At 61.4% G+C, this 19,411-nt stretch carries 18 protein-coding genes; 5 read left to right on the top strand and 13 right to left on the bottom strand.

The window, feature by feature from the left end; genetic code table 11:
* Positions 1–73: 73 nt before the first annotated feature.
* A complete protein-coding gene (locus tag I5961_RS03725) occupies positions 74–235 on the top strand; it encodes a hypothetical protein (RefSeq protein WP_170929807.1) in 162 nt (53 codons plus the stop codon).
* Between the two features lie 232 nt (positions 236–467).
* On the opposite strand, the gene I5961_RS03720 is transcribed toward I5961_RS03725, so the two are convergent.
* The 3 genes from I5961_RS03720 to I5961_RS03710 all read right to left on the bottom strand — a co-directional run bounded on the left by I5961_RS03720 (position 468) and on the right by I5961_RS03710 (position 3,027).
* Entirely contained in the window at positions 468–1,361 is an 894-nt protein-coding gene (locus I5961_RS03720; RefSeq protein WP_085702405.1) for an NAD-dependent epimerase/dehydratase family protein, read from the bottom strand.
* 103 nt (positions 1,362–1,464) lie between these two features.
* The gene (locus I5961_RS03715; protein WP_227234391.1) at positions 1,465–2,376 is read right to left on the bottom strand and encodes a LysR substrate-binding domain-containing protein; all 912 of its coding nucleotides are present in this window, start codon (positions 2,374–2,376) and stop codon (positions 1,465–1,467) included.
* 60 nt (positions 2,377–2,436) lie between these two features.
* Positions 2,437–3,027, bottom strand: a complete 591-nt coding sequence (locus I5961_RS03710) for an NAD(P)H-dependent oxidoreductase (protein WP_085701350.1) — start codon at positions 3,025–3,027, stop codon at positions 2,437–2,439.
* Positions 3,028–3,228: 201 nt separating this feature from the next.
* Between I5961_RS03710 and I5961_RS03705 the strand changes: the two genes are divergently transcribed.
* The gene (locus tag I5961_RS03705; protein ID WP_065261059.1) at positions 3,229–3,543 is read left to right on the top strand and encodes a putative quinol monooxygenase; all 315 of its coding nucleotides are present in this window, start codon (positions 3,229–3,231) and stop codon (positions 3,541–3,543) included.
* Here the strand turns inward: I5961_RS03705 and I5961_RS03700 are convergent.
* Positions 3,533–4,297 carry a sulfite exporter TauE/SafE family protein gene (locus I5961_RS03700; RefSeq protein ID WP_227234390.1) on the bottom strand — a complete coding sequence of 255 codons (765 nt, stop codon included), beginning with the start codon at positions 4,295–4,297 and terminating at the stop codon, positions 3,533–3,535. The two genes, I5961_RS03705 and I5961_RS03700, sit on opposite strands and share 11 nt — an antisense overlap.
* A gap of 82 nt (positions 4,298–4,379) precedes the next feature.
* Here I5961_RS03700 and I5961_RS03695 point away from each other — a divergent pair, with 82 nt between their 5' ends.
* The 3 genes from I5961_RS03695 (at position 4,380) to I5961_RS03685 (ending at position 6,501) form a co-directional block, all read left to right on the top strand.
* On the top strand, positions 4,380–5,261 hold the full coding sequence (locus I5961_RS03695) for a LysR substrate-binding domain-containing protein (RefSeq protein WP_085701348.1): 882 nt from the start codon (positions 4,380–4,382) through the stop codon (positions 5,259–5,261).
* A 55-nt stretch (positions 5,262–5,316) separates the two neighbouring features.
* A complete protein-coding gene (locus I5961_RS03690; RefSeq protein ID WP_085701347.1) occupies positions 5,317–5,892 on the top strand; it encodes an NAD(P)H-dependent oxidoreductase in 576 nt (191 codons plus the stop codon).
* A 198-nt stretch (positions 5,893–6,090) separates the two neighbouring features.
* A complete protein-coding gene (locus tag I5961_RS03685; protein WP_085685536.1) occupies positions 6,091–6,501 on the top strand; it encodes a MerR family transcriptional regulator in 411 nt (136 codons plus the stop codon).
* A 66-nt stretch (positions 6,502–6,567) separates the two neighbouring features.
* Here I5961_RS03685 and I5961_RS03680 read toward each other — a convergent pair whose 3' ends face one another.
* From I5961_RS03680 to I5961_RS03640, 9 genes are all read right to left on the bottom strand, one after another.
* Entirely contained in the window at positions 6,568–9,183 is a 2,616-nt protein-coding gene (locus tag I5961_RS03680) for an efflux RND transporter permease subunit (protein WP_227234388.1), read from the bottom strand.
* Positions 9,184–9,216: 33 nt separating this feature from the next.
* Positions 9,217–10,053 (bottom strand): outer membrane lipoprotein-sorting protein, encoded by an 837-nt coding sequence (locus I5961_RS03675; protein WP_085701346.1) that lies wholly within the window; start codon positions 10,051–10,053, stop codon positions 9,217–9,219.
* A gap of 70 nt (positions 10,054–10,123) precedes the next feature.
* Positions 10,124–11,419 carry a DUF1302 family protein gene (locus tag I5961_RS03670; protein WP_085702402.1) on the bottom strand — a complete coding sequence of 432 codons (1,296 nt, stop codon included), beginning with the start codon at positions 11,417–11,419 and terminating at the stop codon, positions 10,124–10,126.
* 2 nt (positions 11,420–11,421) lie between these two features.
* Positions 11,422–12,186 carry an SDR family NAD(P)-dependent oxidoreductase gene (locus I5961_RS03665; RefSeq protein ID WP_085701344.1) on the bottom strand — a complete coding sequence of 255 codons (765 nt, stop codon included), beginning with the start codon at positions 12,184–12,186 and terminating at the stop codon, positions 11,422–11,424.
* Positions 12,183–12,920 (bottom strand): 3-oxoacyl-ACP reductase family protein, encoded by a 738-nt coding sequence (locus I5961_RS03660; protein ID WP_085685527.1) that lies wholly within the window; start codon positions 12,918–12,920, stop codon positions 12,183–12,185. Before I5961_RS03660 ends, I5961_RS03665 begins: the two co-directional genes overlap by 4 nt.
* A gap of 9 nt (positions 12,921–12,929) precedes the next feature.
* Positions 12,930–15,800, bottom strand: a complete 2,871-nt coding sequence (locus I5961_RS03655; protein ID WP_227234387.1) for an aminotransferase class III-fold pyridoxal phosphate-dependent enzyme — start codon at positions 15,798–15,800, stop codon at positions 12,930–12,932.
* A 54-nt stretch (positions 15,801–15,854) separates the two neighbouring features.
* The gene (locus tag I5961_RS03650; RefSeq protein WP_227234385.1) at positions 15,855–17,063 is read right to left on the bottom strand and encodes a beta-ketoacyl synthase N-terminal-like domain-containing protein; all 1,209 of its coding nucleotides are present in this window, start codon (positions 17,061–17,063) and stop codon (positions 15,855–15,857) included.
* Entirely contained in the window at positions 17,060–18,355 is a 1,296-nt protein-coding gene (locus I5961_RS03645; RefSeq protein WP_227234384.1) for a beta-ketoacyl-[acyl-carrier-protein] synthase family protein, read from the bottom strand. The genes I5961_RS03650 and I5961_RS03645 overlap by 4 nt, the downstream gene beginning before the upstream one ends.
* Positions 18,352–19,410, bottom strand: coding sequence for a beta-ketoacyl synthase (locus tag I5961_RS03640; protein WP_227234382.1), 1,059 nt, complete (start codon positions 19,408–19,410; stop codon positions 18,352–18,354). The genes I5961_RS03645 and I5961_RS03640 overlap by 4 nt, the downstream gene beginning before the upstream one ends.
* Position 19,411: the final 1 nt, after the last annotated feature.

Raw genomic sequence — 19,411 nt, 5'->3', positions numbered from 1 at the left:
TGCCCAGACCACAAGGTTTTCAACATCAATCCAGGCGCTATACTCGGCAGACGCTTTCTATCGAGTTCCTGCCATGACTGCTTCGCGCCGCCGCCCCAAAAAGCTCACTGCCGAAGCGTTGATACGCGCGATTGCCAGTTCGACAGCCATCGAAACGGGTCAGAGCGTTGAATCGATTGAACGCAAGCTGAAGCTCAAGGACAGCAAGTTTCTGCATCTTTCTCTGGCCAAATGAGATCGTCACTCAAGTCCACAATGCCTGCCGAACCCAATACTCCATGGGTTCGTAATTGCAATTCAGCCCTTGGTTGATTGCCTCAACCATCCTTGCCCCTCCTGATGCCACTGAACATTGAAAAGCGCCGGGGATTTGCCCCGATGCCAGGACAAATCAAAAAACACAAACGGCTGCCCAAAGGCAGCCGTTCACAGGTTAGTCGCAAAGCCCTCTCGGGTTTAATCAACCCTCACACCATTTCGTTACGAATCCATTCAACCACCGACGTGCGCTTCGGCACCCAGCCGAGCAGTTCGCGGGCGTGTTTGCCGCGTACGCGGCTGTTGGAGCCGAGGCCGTAGTTGGCCATTTCATAGCCCCACTCGGCTTCAGCGTCTTTGAGCGGCCAGTCTTGTGGCTGGCCCAGATTCAAGGCTTCGGCCATGGCGGTGGTCATGTCGATGAACGACGCTTCGCCGCTTTCGACGAAGTAGAAGGTGCCCGGGACGTTTTTGGTCAGGGCCAGCAGGTACAGCGACACCACGTCTTCGATGTGCACGTTGGACCAGATGTTCTGACCGCTGCCGACGTGACGCACCACGCCGCTTTTGCGTGCCTGTTTCAGCAGACGCGGCAGTTGCACGCTGTCGCGATTGACGCCCAGGCTGTGGCCGTAGATCAGAGTGTTGCAGATGACGGCCGAGTTCACGCCGTCCTTCGCTGCCGCGAGGATCAGGTTGTCGATGGCCACCCGTGCGGCCTTGTCGACGGTCGGCTCCGGCAGGTTGTCTTCGAAGTAGATGACGTCGCTGGATTTGCCGCCCGAGGCATCGCCGACGATGCTCGAACCGCTGGTGTGCAGGAACACTTTGTTCGAACCGCGCAGGGCATCGAGCAAGGCTTCGACCGCGCCGCGATGGTCGCTGCTGGCGGCGTTGATCACGGCGTCGGCGGCGCGGGCCTGTTCGGCCAGCAGTGCCTTGTCGTCGAGGGTGCCGATCACCGGGGTGATGCCCAGTGCTTTCAGCTCATTGGCCTGTTCGGCGCTGCGCACAAGACCGGTGACGCTGTGGCCGGCCTGGACCAGACCGGTGGCGATGGAGCCGCCGATAAAACCGGCAGCGCCAGTGACGAATACGTTCATGGGGAAACTCCCTGCGTGAGTAAGTGATGCAACGAGTATCGATCGGCAGGTCCTGTGGAAAAACCCGCCCTCAACCAATTCACTCTTGCGCAGGGGTCACGAATCAGCCTTTGAAATCGGCGCTGGCGTAAGCCGCCAGTTTGCTCTGGATAAAGTCCAGGAAGCACTGGATGCGCAGCGCCAATTGCGAGTTGCGGTAGTACACCGCGTTGATCGGCTGGCGATAACCGCTGTTGAATTCCGCCAGCAACATCTTGAGGCGCCCGGCGCGGATGTCGTCGATGGTCATGTAATGCGAAAGGCAGGCAATGCCCTGGCCCTCCAGCGCCAGATGCCGAACCGTCTCGCCGCTGGAGGCGCTGATCGCCGGGGTAATCGGCCAGCGATCGCCGTGCACGTAACGCAACGGCCACTGGTTGAGGCCTTCGTTCTGGGTGAAACCGAGCAAGGTGTGGTCGCTCAGGTCGGCCACTTCGATCGGCGCGCCGTGTTTTTCCAGATACGCGGGACTGGCGACGATCAACAGCGGACTGCAACCCAGCGACCGCGCATGCAATGTCGAATCGGCAAGGGGGCCGATGCGGATGGCAACGTCGGTGCTTTGTTCCAGAAGGTCAATGATCAGGTCATTGCTGTTGAGTTCGAGCTGGATGTCCGGGTACAACCGACGGAATTCGTCGATGTACGGCACGATGGCGTGGAGCATGAACGGCGACGCGGCGTTGATGCGCAGTCGTCCTGACGGGGTTTGCTGGCGCGAAGAAAGACGTTCTTCGAGTTGATCCATCTGGTCGAGGATCAGCTTGGCCTGTTCGAAGAAATACTTGCCCTCCTCGGTCAGGTCCATGCGCCGTGTGGTGCGGTTGATCAGCGTGGTGTCGAGCTTGGCTTCCAGCCGCGACAGCGTGCGGCTGACCGCCGACGGTGTCTGCCCGACCTGCTCGGCAGCGGCGGAGATCGAACCGCACTCGATCACGCAGACGAAAATCTGCAACTCATCGGATCTGGCTTTCACGGGTGTCCTCGAATCGAAAGGCCTGCTGCGCAAGCTCAGGCCTTCGATAGTAGCCGAGCGTCAGGCCTTGAGGCCAAACACCTCGGTCAGATGCTGCTCGTAACGCGCCACATCCGCTTCAATGTTCGGGCGTTTCATCACGTCCACGCAGAGGAAGGTCGGCAGGCCGGTCATGCCAAGAAACTCGTTGGCCTTGTGGAACGGGAAGTACACGGCGTCCACGCCTTTGGCTTCGAAGAAGTCGGTCGGGTCATCGAACGCCTGCTGCGGTGCGTTCCAGGTCAGCGACAGCATGTACTGCTTGCCCTGGATCAGACCGCCGCTGCCGTACTTCTGCGACGCGTCGGAACGGGTGCGACCATCGCTGGCATAGAGGCTGCCGTGACCTTCGGTGAAGACTTCGTCGATGTACTTTTTCACGGTCCACGGCGCGCCCATCCACCAGCCCGGCATCTGATAAATGATCACGTCGGCCCAGAGGAATTTGGCGACTTCTTCAGCGATGTCGTAACCCTCGTCGATGAAGGTGGTCTTGACGTCGACACCGCCGCGATCCAGCACGCTCAGCGCCGCTTCGTGCAGGGTGGTGTTGTAGCGACCGTCGGAGTGAGCAAATTTTTTACCGCCATTGAGCAACAGCACTTTTTTCATGGGAGAGCCTCGATCGGATTCCGATGCGCAGCGCAGAGCGCTGGATGGAGAAGGGGAAAAATTGAATGGCGGCAGATTAGCGATCCGCCCCGCGCGGAATAAGCATCGGTTGCGCAAAATTCATTTGATTAAAACGCACGAATCGAATGCCGATTGTTGCCGTAGGATTGGCCGCCATCTGAATCTGAGGAGTTTTTTGCCATGAGCGAACGCCAGGGTTTCATCCTGCACGCCAAGACCCGCCCGGAAAAAGCCGAGGCCTTCGAAGCGTTTTTCCGCGCTTACGTCGAGCCGAGCCGCGCCGAACCTGGCTGCATCGAGTACCACATGCTGCGCGACAAGGAAGACCCGAGCCTGTTCATCTTCTACGAGATCTGGGAAAGCCAGGCGCATCTGGACGTGCACTCGAACCTGCCGCACATGCAGCAGTTTCTCGCCAATCGCATGGAGTATCTGGAGCGGGATTTCGATATCCGCCCGATCGAAATGCTCAGCGCGTCGTCCGCTAGCCGCTGATCAGCAGATGGGCGCCGAGCGCGCCCAGACCGATGAAGAACACCCGCTTGAACAGCACCGCACTGATGCGCTGGCGCAGCCATTGGCCGAGCAGCATACCGAGCATGGCAGGGAACAGCGCCAGCAGCGAAGCACTCAATTCCGCGCCGCCGAGCGACCCGCGCCAGAGCAATCCGCCGGCCAGCGCCAGGGTCGAAATCGTGAAGGACAGGCCCAGCGCCTGCACCAGTTCATCGCGGCTCAAGCCCAGGGCCTGCATGTACGGCACGGCGGGAATCACGAACACGCCGGTGGCCGAAGTGATGACGCCAGTGATCACGCCACACAGCGTTCCCAGCCACGTTTCATGGCGGCGACTGACACTCAGCGTCGGCAGGAACAATCCGCTCAGCGCATAGAGCAACAACGCCGCGCCCAACCCGCGCACCACCCAATGCCCGCCGGCCATGCCGATCCACAAGGTGCCGATGGCCGTGCCGAGAGAGATCGCCAGCAGCATCGGCCACAAGCGTTTCACCAGCCCCTGCAAATGCCCGCCGAACGCCAGTTGCCAGACGTTGGTGAGGGTCGCCGGAATGATCAGCAACGCCGCAGCCTGCGCTGGCGCCATAGCCAGACCGAGCAGGCCCATGGCGACGGTGGGCAGGCCGAGACCGATCACACCCTTGATCATGCCGGCGACGACGAAGGTCGCCATCACCAGCAATGACAGGGCCAGACCGAGGTTCTGATAGAAATCTGCGAGTGCGTTCATGGCGATACTGTGCGCCTGCACGGATGAACTGAAAATCTGTCATACACTGAGGCAGCCTCTCTTTCAGCAAGAGTCACCACCGATGCACTTCGACCTCACCGACCTGCGCCTGTACCTGCACATTCTCGACAGCGGCAACATCACCGCCGGCGCCGCCCGCAGTCATCTGTCGCTGGCAGCGGCCAGTGCGCGGATCCGGGCGATGGAAGCTTCGTTGGGCACCGAGTTTCTCGAGCGCGGGCGGCGCGGAGTTACACCGACGCCGGCCGGCAAGGCCCTGGCGCAACATGCGCGACTCCTGTTGCAACAGGCCGAGCGCATGCAGCAGGACTTGAACGAATACGCCCGGGGTGTGAAAGGCCAGGTGCGTTTGCTGTGCAACACCACGGCCATCAGCGAATACCTGCCGGAAGTGCTGGCGGATTTCCTGCGCGAACATCCCAACCTCGACATCGACTTGCAGGAACTGCCCAGCGCCCGCATCACTCACGCCTTGCGCCAGGGAGCAGCAGACCTTGGCATTGTCTCCGACGCCGTGGACACCCACGACTTGCAGACCCGGGTCTTTCGCGACGACCCGCTGGTACTGCTCGTGCCGCCGGGTCATGCGCTGGCAGAGCGTCTCTCGCTGACCTTTGCCGAAACCCTGGCCCATGACTACGTGGCGCTGGGTGCCGACAGTGCCCTGGCGATTCATCTGGAAGAACAGGCGCTGCACATCGGCCAGCGCATGGCGATCCGCATCCGCGCCGATGGCTTCGATGGGCTCATGCGCATGGTCGTGCGCGGGGCAGGCCTGGCAATCGTGCCCAAAGTGGCGGTTGAGCGCTGGCCCCGGACGAACGCATTGGCCTGCGTGCCGCTGGACGATGCCTGGGCCAGACGGACACTGCATCTGTGTTCAAGAAATTTCGCCCATCTGCCGGCCTACACCCAAGCCTTGCTTGATGCTCTGACGCCTTGACTCTACCGCTAGGGGCAGACTCTATCCTGTGAGCTTCTTTTCAGGAGTACACACTATGGGCAAACGAATGCTCGTGATTCTGGGACACCCCTCCACCGACAGTTTTTGCGGAGCACTGAGTGAAACCTACGTTCAGGCGGCCAAGGACGCCGGGCATGAGGTGCGGTTGATGCGCCTGGATGCGCTGGATTTCGACCCGGTCCTGCACGAGGGTTACAACAAGATTCAGCCGCTGGAACCCGATCTGCTGCAGGCCCAGGCCGACATCACCTGGGCCGAGCACCTGACTTTCGTCTATCCGATCTGGTGGGGCGGGATTCCGGCGTTGATGAAAGGCTTTCTGGACCGCATCTTCCTGCCCGGTTTCGCGTTCAAGTACCGCGAAGGCAAAGCCTTCCCGGACAAACTGCTCAAAGGCCGCACCGCCCATTTGCTGGTGACCATGGACACGCCGTACTGGTACTACAAATGGTTCTACCGCATGCCGGGCCTGCACCAGGTGCGCAAGACCACGCTGGAGTTCTGCGGAGTCAAACCGATCAAGACCCTGACGTTCGGCCCCATGCTCGGCTCCAAACCGGAGCAGCGCGACGTGTGGCTGCAACAGGCGCGAGCCAGCGCCGCGTTCTGAATCTGACGCGACTGTCCAACTGACGGCGCCGCCGACGCCGTCAGCCTTCCACGGGCTCTCCCACGAGCCCGTCCGTCAGCTGTGCGCGTCATTTACGCACAGTTGCAACCTGCCGATGGTATTCACCCTATAATCGCCCGCCGATCAGGCTCGAGCCTGGTCACGCTACGCCCCGTTTTATCATCGAGATGGATCTTTATGTATATCGGCAAAGCCGCCCAGCTATCGGGCACCACAGTCAAAAGCATTCGCCATTACGAAGAAATCGGCCTGTTGCCCGAGCCCAAGCGTGAAGGCAAATACCGTATTTACAGTCAGGAAAGCGTCGAGGTCCTGACGTTCATCAAATGCGCTCAGCAACTGGGCTTCAAGCTCAAGGAGCTGCAGGTCATCCTGAACAACTACCGCGGCGAGGAATTCCCCTGGGACATGGCACAGAATGCCATCGCCCGGAAAAAAGCCGAGCTGGTGACCCAGATCGGCGATTTGCAGCAGTTGTACGATGGGCTTGAAGCGTTTGAAAACAACCTCCACGAGGCTCGACAGGAATGTCAGTTCGAGCGCATCGCCCGGCAGGGGGAAAAAACCCCTGCCGCTACGCTGAACTGAAAACCCTTCTGCGGCGCATGGGCCGGTTCGCCTGTCGGATCAGGGCAGGCGGAACCGGATCGGGCTTCAGCCCGGTACTGCCTCTGCGTCGAGGCGTTGCGCCCGAGCAGGCTGGGCAATCGGCTCAATCGCGCCGAAGAACCACGGCGAAACCAGCGTCACCAGAATGATGGTCATGACCCCGCTGGAGAACAGCGCCATGGCCACCAGCGCCCCCAGATCGACAATCGGCTTGAAGTCAGAAAACAGCAGCGCCATGAAGCCCACGGAGAAAATCACCACGTTGATCACCGTCGAGCGACCGACGCTGTGCATCGCCTGCAGAATCGCCGCGTCGACTTCAATGCCCTGCTGCACCAGCCATTTGATGCGCGACAGCAGGTGCACCGCGTAATCGACCACGCCCACCACCAGGAAAGTCACCAGCGTCGTGCCGATGTTCAGCTCGATCTTGAACAGAAACATGAAGCCGTAGACCGTGACCGAGGTGGTCAGCAGGGTCAACATGCCGAGAATGCCCAGCCGCACCGACTTGAGCCAGTACATCATCATCAGCGTGACGACCAGCAACGCCAGGGAAAAACTCAGTACCTGGCCCTGGGTGATTTCCTGCAACACACCGGTCCAGATCAACGGCGTGCCGGCATGCGTCACCTCCAGATTGGCCGGTTTGTTCACCAGCAGCCAGGCGTCGAGGCGATCGAGCATGCCCTGATAATCACTGGCGACCGACGAGGTCATGGTGTACAGCGTCAAGGCCTTGGAGAAGTCGGCGTTGAGCACGTTGTTCAAGTCCGAGCCGCCACCGTTTTCGAACAGCATCACGTGCTGCTCGATCAGCGAATTGCCTGGCACTTCGAATTGCTCGACCTGCCCGTCATCATTGACTGAGCTCACCTTTTCCATGGCGTTGGGAACGCGCAGGTAATCAGGGTTCATGTCGTTGAGCACCAGGTTCATGCGCTTGACGTAAGTGGCCAGGGAGTAGCCGTAACTCACGTTCGGCTGCTGCTTGATGAAGTGGTCGAGCTTGTCGATGAACTGCACCACCTCCGTGGTCAGCACCCCGCGAGGCTCCTTGCTGTCGATGGCAATCCAGCCCGGCGCCGTACCCGCGACGTTGGCGTGGTTGATGAACTGGTCCGAAATGCGGATATGGCTTTCGGGTTTGAAATAGGCAATGCCCGAGTCTTCGATATCGACGCGGAAGGTGAACACGGTGGCCAGCGCCAGCAACGGCAGCATGACCATGAGAATCGGTTTGCGAAAGCGGATCATCCAGGCGCAGAACGCCACCAGATAACGCGAGATGATCGATTCCTTGTGCGCAGCGACCCTGGCTTGCGCTGGTTGATCCTTGCCCCAGATGGAGATCCAGGCCGGAATCAGCAGCAACGAAATGATCAGCGCCGCCGTCAGGCCGATGGACATGAACACGCCGAAGTTACGGATGCTGACGATGTTGTTGGTGGTGGAAATCATGAACGTGGCGATGGTCGTCACTGTGGTCAACACCACCGGCACGACCATCAGCCGCTGGGTCTCGCGGTTGGCGTCACGGTTGCTCTTGCCGGCGTTTTTCTGCTCGTAGTATTCGGCCATCACATGGATGGCGTCCGAGCAGCAGATGGTGAACAGAAACACCGGCAACACGCTGGTCAACAGGTCGAACGGCACCCGCAGCAGCGCCATCAGGCCCAGCGTCCAGATGGTGCAGAACAGAATGTTGAACAGCGGCAACAACACGCCCAGCGGTTTGCGGAAGAAGAAAATCAGCAGCAGGGTGATCAGCAGAAACACGATCGGAAACAGCACCGCCAGGTCATGGTCGATGATTTCCTGTTGGGCCGCGATGAAGATCGGCATGCCGGCAATGAAAATCTCGTCCTTGTACTCCGGATGATCTGCCTGATACTTCGCGACGATGCCCCGCACGAACTGATAGGCGCGCAATTGCGCCTGGGCGTCATCCTGCTTGGTACCGAGTTCGGCCACCAGCATCGCGACTTTCTTGTCCTTCGACACCACGCCGTCGACCATCAGTTCGTTGCCCATGATCTGTGACTCGACCACGGCCGGATCCATGTCATAGGCGTTGAGGGTCTTGTGGATCAACAACTCGCCATCGTCGGTCAACACGATGTTTTCCAGGTCGCCCATCGACGCCATTTCGCGAATCGGGTTGATTCGCTCGGCGAGGAAGGTCAGGAACAACTGATCATGAGCATCCCAGTTCTGACTCTGGGCATGATCGCGCAGGGCCTTGGCCTGAGCGTAATCATTCTGGGAAAAACCGTCCTCCAGAATGTCCCGGGTCAATAGCTGCGCGCGGCTGTCATTCGGGTAGCGAGCGACGATTTGCGTCAGTTGCTCCTTGTCGGCGTCGTTGGCCAGGATCATCTTGCGCACCGACTGCGACATCGAAAACAACGCATTGAGCGTCTGTTTGTTGAAGACCGTCTGCGGGTTGTTCAACGCCACCATCACCGAGTCGAAGGTGCCGGTGAACTCACCCTGCAAATCGATGATGGTCTTGCGCGCCGGATGGCTGTCCTTGAGCAGATAAGGGTTGGTGTCCGAGATCAGCGCGCCCAGCGTATAAGTGAAATACGCGGTGATCGCCACCAGCAGGAAAACGATCGCCCGCGCATGGCGCTCGACGAAGTTCAGGTATCTTTCCATGATCATGTGTTCCAGGGTCGTCGGGAGCGGCGCTTAGCGGGCAGTCACGGAAAATTCCGGCAGGTCACCGGTTTTCAGCCCGCGCTTGATGGCGGTCTGGGTAAACAGCCGGTCTTCCAGCGGGACGTTGTACTGCAACTGGTTGAAGCGCATTTCCGAGCGCGTGCCGTCGATGAAGTGCTCGGTTTCACTGAGCACGATGCTGTCGATCCCGTCGATGGTCTCGACCTTCTGGGTGCGCATCTGCTTGATCAGCACACCTTTGACGTCGAAGAAGTCCTGACGCATGACCAGGAAATTCTGCTTGTCGATCCACACCTTGAGTTTGTTGTAACCGGTCTTGGCCAGCACTTCCGGGGACGCCGGTTCACGTTCGATCACGTAGCAGTCGCGGCCCTTGATCTGCTCTTCTCCCAGCAATGTCTGCGAGTAATCCTTGACCCGGATCTTGTCCAGGTCGGCATAGGAGTATTCGCTGCCCATGAACGAGCCGCGCTTGTCGGTGGTGGAGATCCGGCGGGTCTGGCGGCTGACCGGCAGGTACATCCACTGGCTGTCTTCCAGCCCCAGCGTCTCGTGCGGGTTTTCGATGTGGAACGCGACGTCGCGCACATCGGTCGGCGCCGAGAAATACATGCTGAATTTGTCGCTGTCCGGGTAGTCCTTCTGCAGGTAAGTGAATTCACGAACCCGGGTATTGCCCTTCTTGTCGTGAAGGATCAACGACACCTGGGACATGAAGCTTTTACCGTCATTGCGATCGCGCACCTGGCGAATGATTTCATCGGCATTGCTGCCGTCGGCAGCGCTGGCGCAGACGCCACTGAGGATCAACGCGGTGGCGGTCAGACTTTTCAAAAGCGGCAACATCGGAATTTCCCTTTTCGTCGGATGAGTACATGCGGGCCTGCGCCATCGGTGGCAGGCAGGCGTCACGGGGTTAAAACAGATAGCCGGCGGACAGGCGCACTTGATCGCGCTTGCTGTACTCGCCGAAGGCCCTGTCGGGTTTGCCGAAGAACACGTCCACTTCCAGTCCCAGCTTGATGTAGTCCACCGGTTTGTAGGTGAAGATGCCCTGCAGCAAAGCGTTGTCCTTGAGCGGCGGCGAGGCCGCGGCCACCAGTCGGCTCTTGAGCCGGTCCTGCCAGTGAGTGCCTTCGGCCGAGAGGGTGAACAGCGGCTCGCGCTTGTCCTGCAGCATCCCGTCCTGCCAGTCGAGCAGCACCTGCTCCTGCCATTGCGCCGAAATCAGCCAGTCGCGCCACAGATAGTCGACGCCCAACAGCGACTTGACCATCGACGTGCTGTCGGCACCGTAGGCGCGGGTCGGATTGGTCACGCGCCAGTTGTCGAACCAGGCAATCTCACTGCGCACCACGATGCTGTGACCGGCGTCGATCGCCAGACCTGCTCCGCCCATGGTGTAACGGGGAAACTGGCGTTCAAGACGCGTACGACCGTCATCGGCCAGGCCTTCGACGGCATACACCGGATCCTGCTGACGTGCGCTCAGTGCCACGAAGCTGGTGTCCACCGCACCGATCCGGCCATTGGCGCTCAGACCATAGGCATAGCCCTTGTCACCGTCATAACCGGGTTTGGAATCAAGCAGGAAATACTCCGGATCGGGCGCCGCGAACAGCGGCGCGGCGAACTCGCTGCCCGCCACCGGCGGCCGGTTCTTGACGAAGTCGGTGATCCACAGCGCTTCCAGCTCCCACTCGCCCACAGGCTGCGCCACGCGCACCATCGGCACGGCGATGCGGCTGTCCTCAAGCAACGGGGTCAGTCCATCGCGATAGTCCAACGGGTTGATCTGGTCCAGCACACGCAGTTCATCCGCACGCCCCCAGACCACCTGCTGCCAGCCGACCGTCACTTCACCATCGCCCAGCGAATGACCGACATACAGATGCCGCCAGTCAGCGTCGAAGCGATACTTTTCCCGGGCGCGTTCGCTGTACGGGTTGTTGCCGTCGTAGCGGGCGTCATACCGTACGCGACCCTTGGCCTTGTAATAACCGCCGTCCCAGTTGTCCTCCAGGTTGGCTTTGAAATACACGGCCTTCTGTGTGACCTGATCGTCACCGTGCAGGCGCAGTGCCGTGGCCACGCCGATTTCGGCGTCGGCGTAATCGGGCTTGAGATCGTCGACTTCCAGGGCCGCGACAACCGCCGGAGCGGCCACGCACGCCCACATCGCCCAGGCGATGCGGTTGATAGATCCTGGCATCGCTACATTCCCAATCCGACGCCGCCATCGATCACCAGGCTCTGGGCCGTGACCCCACCGGCTTCAGGACTGGCCAGGTAACGCACCATTGCCGCCACTTCTTCGCTCTGGATGAAGCGGCGCATCGGCAGTTTTTTCTTCGCGTTGCGCACGATCTGTTCCTGGGTCAGACCGGCGATCGCCGCTTGCGTCGCCAGTTCGCCCTGGAGCATCGGCGTATCGATCCAGGCCGGCAGAATCGCGTTGACCGTGATCTGCCGCGACGCCAGGTCCAGTGCCAGAGCCTTGGTCATGCCGACGATGCCGTGCTTGGAAGCGCAGTACGCAGTGTTGCGCACCTTGCCGGCCCGGCCGAGGATCGAGGACATGTTGATGATCCGTCCCCGATCCGGCATCAGCGCCAGGCACAGCGAGGTCACGTAAAACGTACCGTTGAGGTTGACCGAAATCACCTTGTGCCAGTTGTGCAGATCTTCGGGCTCGTTTTCATTGCAGATACCGGCACTGTTGACCAGCACGTCGACCTGCTTGATCCGGGCGCCGAGCTGCTTGAAAAACGCTTCCATGGCAGGCAGGTCGGCGATGTTCGCCGCGTGGGTCTCGACCCGCGCCTTGATCCGCTCCTGCTGCTCATCGACCCAGCCCTGCAATTGCGGCAAGTCCAGGTCCAGCAGGATCAGGTGATTGTCGCCATTGGCCGCGAAGTCCTCGGCCACCGCGCGCCCGATGCCTTTGGCTGCACCGGTAATCAGAATGGTGCGGCTCATGGCATTTTCAACCCGCCGTTCACCGGCAGGACCTCCCCGGTCAGGTACAGGCCACGGTCAGCGAGGTACAGCACCGCCTCGGCAATTTCCTCGGGTTCGGCGTAACGCTTGATCAGCAACCGCGACTGGATCTGCTCCTCCTGACTGCCGATCAGTGCGGTGCTCATCTCGGTCTTGACGATCCCGGGCGCCACCGCATTGACCCGGATATTGCGCGGCGCCAGCTCGACCGCCAGCGCACGGGTCATGGCCTCGACCCCGCCCTTGGCCGCGGCATAGTTGCTCTGGCCCTTGCCGGGCTTTTGCGCGGCGACCGAACTGATATTGACGATGCAGCCACTGCGCTGGCGCAGCATGCCCGGCAGCACCTGCTGACAGCAGAGCAAGGTCCCGACCAGGTTGGTCTGGATCACCTCCAGGATGTCGCTCGCCGGCATCGTCGCCAGCAAGCCGTCACGGGTAATGCCGGCGTTGTTGACCAGCAGATCGACGCGCTGGAAATGCGCCTCGACCCGTTCGAAAAATGACGCGATGCTGTCGCCACGGCTGATGTCGCATTGCAGCGCCAGGCAATCCACGCCCGACGCCTGCACTTCATCACGCAAGGCCATCGCCGCTACTTCATCACGCACATAACTGAACGCCACTTGATAACCGGCACCTGCCAGCGCCAGGACGATGGCGCGGCCGATGCCACGGCTGCCGCCGGTCACTACTGCTACTTTGTTCGGCATGACCGTTCCTTACAGCGAGTTATCGGTTTTGAACTGCGCGAGGCTGAACCCGTGGGTCGCGGCCAGTGCACGGATCTGCTGCACTTGCTCACGGCTGATGTCGCCGTAGGAGTAGTGCTGTTTCATGCCCGACAGCCCCATCAGTACCGACTCCGCCATGCAGGCATACAACTGACCTTGCTTGAGGTAGGCGCGAACGTTGGGGGCCAGGCCATCACCCAGCGGCGTCTGGACAATCCCGCCGTGCATGTACAGCACGTCGGAGCGCTGACCGGCGAGGTTCTGGTCCACGTTCAGCGGAACGGCGATGTCGCAGATCACGCTGTTCTCGGCAAAGTGTCCGGCACCGAGAAACGCCTGCGGTGCATTTGCCGCACACAGCACGATGCGCGCTTGCTTCAAGGTATCCAGGTCGTTGCTGACGGTGATGAACGCGTCGCTTCCCAGTTGCTCATCGACCAGTTGCGCCACACGCTGCCCGAGATCGGCACTGTTGCCATGGGCTTGCAGCAGGGCGTCGATACCCCGCAGCGGCTGCAGGCGACTGGCGAGACGATCATGCTCGGCAACCCCCTTGAGAATGGCCCGGGCGGCTTCGGCGTAAATCTGCTGAGCGGTTTTCTCCAGGCGTCGCAGCGAGCCGTCGCGACCACTGCCGATCAGGATCAGGTGCTCGACACGGGTCGACAACAGCGAGGCGTAGGTCGAAGCAATGTTGCCGGCAGCACCGACCACCGCAGCGGTCTGCCGGCTCAGTTCCAGACCTTGCTGTTTGCAGCCCTGCTCGATCGCTTCCAGGCCCATGCCGATGGTCAGCGCGTTGCCCGAGGTCAGCGCCATGTCAGGGATTTTCAGCGCCTGACAGTTGTTGGTGACGATCGAGGTGTACATGCCCAGGCCGGCCACGCCATAGCCGTCGGCGCGGGCATCCTTGATGCGATTGCCGACTTCCTCGCGGATGGTTTCCAGATCGCCGCTGGCGATGTAAGCCGCCATCGCATCGGAATCCATGCACAGCGGATAGAGGGTGAACTCCACCGCCGTGCCGAGTTTCGAGCGGATCTGCACCGGGCCGATAGGCGCCGCGCGGCGCTCGGGGGCCATGCGTTTGATGAACTCGCGCTTCTGCTCCGGGCTCAGGGTCGACAGCGATGGGTCGACATCACTGAGCATGTCCGCATCGATCAGGTGGTTGATGAACGCCACGCGTGCTACCACGCGCACGTTCTCGTCAGGCTTTGGGAGGCTTTCGGTCTCCGTGAAGCTGACATCGCGCGCCGGAACCTGGGCAATGCTGTCGGCACACACACCGGCGGCCAGCGGGAAGGCATCGCGGCGACGCAGCATGTCGCAGACTTTTTGCAGCGAAGCGATCAGGCCATCGATTTCCTGGAAGGTGATGCACACCGGGGGTTCCAGGCGAATCACATTGGCGTTGCTGCCCGACGGCGCCACACGCAACGACTCGAACTGCAACAGATAGCCGGCAATGATGTAGCCCAGCGCTTCGTTGTACTGCGCCGACGCCTGGACCAGCGAACTGGTACCGGTCAGGTCATGCAGTTCGAAGCCCAGCAGCAGGCCGCGTCCGCGCACATCGGCGATCACGTCCGGATAGGCCGCCTTGAGCTCCAGCAGCGAAGTCTTGAGGTACTCGCCCTTCTTGCTCACATCCTTGAGCATGGCACTGTCGTTCTCGAACAAGCGGCGCAGGGCCGACAGCGCGATGTGGCACGACGCATCGTCTTCAGCGAAGGTCGAGCTGTGGATGTAGCTGAAATCGTTTTCGTAATGACTGGCGCGAATCACGGTGGCGGCGATTTTCATCAAGCCGCCGCCCAGTGCCTTGGACAGGCAGTAGTAGTCGCCCTGCAGGTTGAAATGGGTGGCGCCGAGCAAGGTGCCGGTGCGGCCGAAACCCGACTGCACTTCGTCGATGACCAGCGGGCATTGCTGCTCGTTGCACAGACGACGCAGGCCCAGGTAGAACTCTTTGGCAAACTCGTTGATCCCGCCCTCGCCCTGAATCGGTTCCAGCAGCACGGCAGTGATTGCGCTGAACGCTTCACGGCGCACGTGCAGGGTTTCGCCACTCCACGCCAGACTCAGCCAGTGATGCTGATGGCGGGCCGGCAGCTCTTGCAACTGCTGCGGTTGATCCGGATCGATGAATTCGACGTTGAGCCCGAAACGGGCAAACGGCTTGCGGTATTGCTTGCCGTAAGTCAGTTGAACGGTGTTCACCAGTTTGCCGTGGAAGCTGCCTCGCACCGCGAGGAAGACCGGCTCGACATGCAGTTGCGCGAGGTTGTGCTGACGCACCGCCTCGGCCACCTGACGCACGGTCACGCTGGTCAGGTGCGGCGGCAACAGACCGGCCGGCAGATCGAGATCGTCGATTTCCAACTCGACATAGGCCTTGTCACTGGCCACCAGATTCGCCAGTTCGAAATCATGTTCGTCGAACTGCTTCTGCAGGTTTTTCTGACGACGGTACTCGGCATGCTTGACGGCGATTTCCACCGACTCGGCGCCACTGTTGGAGAACGTGGAAATGTAGCGCTCGGTGTTGTTCAGCTCACGGTTGAACGCTTCGCTGAGTTCGCGCCCCAACTGCCCCGCCGCGCCACGCACCGACATTTGCGCGTTGAACGGCACATCGGCGCGCAGCAGGCCGCACAGCTGATCGACGAATTGCGGATCGTTGTGACCGTACAGCGCGGCACCGTAGCCACCGAGAAAATCGGTCACGGTCACTTCGTCACCCTGCTTGTCGCGGTAGAACAGTTTGCTGCCCTGCGCCCGATGGAACTGGCACTCCAGGCCCAGGGCCTGCATCAGTTCAACGAATTTTGGCCGAACGTAATCGCGGTAATCCATGACAGTCATATCCCTTGAGTAAAAATTCAGAAGCGATGTATTGCCTTGAAGCGGTCAGTCGTCCGCCTGCAAGTCGAGTTGGTAACAGGCGCTGAAGCCGTTGTCGTCGCGGTTGATCACCAGGCAATCGTGCAGAACGGCATCCCGTGGTTCGCCCGACACAAACGGCAGATGCGTATCCACCGGCTGCGTCAGCCCGGCAATCGGCGCGATGCTTTGGGCCTGCAGCATCTGGCGGGCGAGGATCAGGTCGACCAGGCTCGGCGCACCGCTGAGGATGCCGGTCAGCGCCGTGCCGCTGGTGATGTGTGCGGCGCCGGTACGGGCCAGGGTGCGGGCCAGATCGGCGTCCTTTTGCGCAGTGCCGGTGGCGCTGCTGATCAGCAAATCGACCTGTTTGTCCGGCAGGCTCAGAGCGTCCAGACGCGGGTGCGCGTACAGCGCCGTCAGGCAGGTTTGCGGTTCCGGCGGCAGATCCGCGGCCCGCCGCAGCACCAGCGCAGCGGCGCCTTCGCCGGCAATGCCGCCCGAACCCTTCCGGTCGAAGGCGAGCATCTGCCGGGAACCGTCGGTACCGATCACACCGGCCTCGGCGAGCGCGGCCAGCGCCAGCGGGTCAAGTTCACTGCCGGCCCCGACCACGATGGCCACGTCGATGCGCCCACTCTGCAAGGCACTGTGCGCCTGACGCAATGCCGCCAGATTGCCGGCCACGCCTTGCATATAGGCGTTGCACTCGCACTCCAGCTTCAAGGCCAGACTGACCACGCCGAGCAAGCCGTTACTCAGACTCTTGAGCACCAAAAACGGATCGAGCGCACGCTCCTGCAACACTTGACGGGCGAGGCGGTTCATGTCGGCTGCGCTGTCGGTGCGGCACTCCTGAAGCAGTTCCCCATAGGAAGCCACCGACGGATGGGTATACCCGCCCTGACAGCAATAGAGGCCATAACGCAAACCGTCCTGACCGGGTTCGACGCCGGCCTCGGCCAGCGCCTGACGCACTGCGCTGACGCCCCAGATCACCGCCGGCGGGCAGTAACGCTGCAGGTTTTGCGCAACGTCCTGGCGACTGCGTTGGTGCGTGGCGTCATCGATCTGTCCGAATGCGGCGATGCGTTCACTGTGAAACAGCGTTGTTTGCAGCGCTGTGATCGTACTGCGACCTTCCCGGGCCGCCGCCCAGAAACCCTCGACGCCCCAACCCGTGGGCAACACACAACCGCTGCCAGCGATGGCAATGCGTGCAGTAGCGCTAGTCATTGTCCGTGCTCCCGATATTTGCCAAGGGCCAGCGAGGTGTTCAGGCCGCCAAAGCCAAAGGAGTTGCTGAGGGCGTAATCGACACGACGGCTGACGGCCTGACCGGCGCAATAATCCAGATCACAGCGTTCATCGGCCTCGTGCAGGTTCACGGTGGGTGTGACCAGATCGTTCAGACAGGCCAGCGCAGTGACAATGCACTCCGGCGCCCCGGCCGCCGCGATCAGGTGACCGAATTGCGACTTGTTGGCACTGACCGCCAGCGTCTGATAATGCTTGTGCTGAGCAAACACCTGCTTGATGGCCAGGGTCTCGGCAACATCATTTAGGGGCGTCGAGGTGCCGTGGGCATTGATCAGGTCAATCTGCTGCGGCTGCAACCCCGCATCGTCCAGCGCCGCTTGCATGGCCAGCGCGGCGCCCCGGCCCTCTGGCTGCGGTGCGGTGACCTTGTAGGCATCCAGGCTGCTGCCGTAACCGAGCACTTCGGCATACGGGGTCGCCCCTCGCGCCAGGGCATGCTCAAGACTTTCCAATACGACAAACCCGCCGCCTTCGCCGGCGATCAGACCGCTGCGGTCACGATCGAACGGCCGGCACAGATCAGCGCCCCAGCGCTGCTCGCCCGAGGCTGCGCCCAGCAGGTACAAAGCGGCCATGGTGTCGAGGTTGAGCACCGAGTCGGCACCACCGGCCACGGCAACATTCACTTCGCCGCGACGAATCATCTGGAACGCATTGCCGATCGCCTGGGATGCGCCGGCACAGGCGCTACTGATATTGATCACCGGGCCTTCACAACCGAGGTCGTCGGCAATCACTCGCGCCAGACGGTCGTTGGCCTGACGCAAGGAACCCTCGGCGCTGACTTCTGTTGCCCGCGCCATCAGGTGTCGCCAGTCCGCTGCATCGCCGTCCGGCGCCTGGGTCAGGAGCATGTCGGCGAGCATGTGTTGCGGTGCCCCGGAGGCACACAGCACGGCAGCCTCGCGCAACTGCTCGGGGTTCAACCCGCTGTCGGCGACGGCCTGGGTGGCAGCCACCCAGCCAAAGCGACTGCGTTTTTCCAGGGGCAGCGTCCAGGCCGGGTGGTCCTGCAAATGCCCGGGTAACAACGTCATGTCCACGGGCGCCGCGTAGCGAACCGGAAACTCATTGTCCTGCAGGTCTTGCGGCTGCCAGGGGCGCACGCAGTGTTCGGCGCCGAGCATTTTTTCCCAGAGGGTCTGCCATTCGAAACCGAATCCGGTTACCGCGCCCATTCCGGTGATCACAATCCGTGTCGCACTCATGCGTACTTCTCCAGGGTTTCACTGGCCAACAGCAATGCGCCCCAGTGACCGGCGCGACCATGACTGACGAGCAAGGTGTAACCAGGCACAGCGCCTGCTTCGCGACTGTGGTGCAAAGCCATGGCGACCTCGGTCAGCAATCCGCTGGCGCCCAGTTCGCCGGTCATTGCACTGACATTGCGCAGGTGTTGTGGCGTCGATTCAAACAGGCTCATCAGTTGCCGGTCGGCGGGATTGGCCACCACTTTGGCAACGTCACCCATTCGCAGTTTTTCCTCGCTCAGGGCGCGTTCGATCACGCGTTTGCCGACGGCCAGCGTGCGCTGCGGATCGGCGCTGTATCCTCGGGCAAACCCGGCGACACGCAAGATCTGCGTAGCGTCCTGCGCTGGTGCCGAACTGAGCAACAGCGCCGCAGCGCCTTCACCGTAAACCGGCTCGTCCGCCAAAGCGGGCTCGCGCAGGTACAGGGCCGGTGTCAGGTTCGGACTGCTGCTGACCACCAGCGCCGCATCGGCGTGTTGTTCGGCAATTTGCTGGCAGGCCTCGATCAACGCATCGAGCCCGGCATTGTCCTGGGAGCAGAAGCCGCCCATCGGACCATGGCAATTCAGCGCCTCGGCCACGTAAGCCATCACACTGCTGTTGAGTAGCGTCAACGCATGCAATGGCGGGGTGTTGGCCAACAGTTGCGACAGCTGTTTGTGCGGCTGTTCGAGGATCGCCTGCACTGCATCCCAGCACGGACTAGGCGCGTCCACTTCCGGAATGGCGGCGGTCAGGGCAATGCGCGCAGCAGGCAGTTGCAGCGACGCCAGCGCGGGCGCCAGGCGTGCGGCGCAATGCAGCAGACGCAGCCCCTGCGGCTCGACGCTGCGTTGGATCTTGCGATCGAACAGATCGCTGGCCAGGCGCGGCGCGGGCAACACCAGGGCGTTACGTTGCGGGTCGAAGGCCAGCGGTTGTGGCACCGGCGGTGTCGCGAGCAGGTCGGCGCATTCGCTGCCGGCGGCATTGAGCACGGCAGCCGCGTTGATGTAGAGGGCTCTGTTCATG

Source organism: Pseudomonas sp. IAC-BECa141, assembly GCF_020544405.1.
Taxonomy (GTDB): domain Bacteria; phylum Pseudomonadota; class Gammaproteobacteria; order Pseudomonadales; family Pseudomonadaceae; genus Aquipseudomonas.
This window is presented reverse-complemented; position numbering and strand designations above follow the sequence as displayed.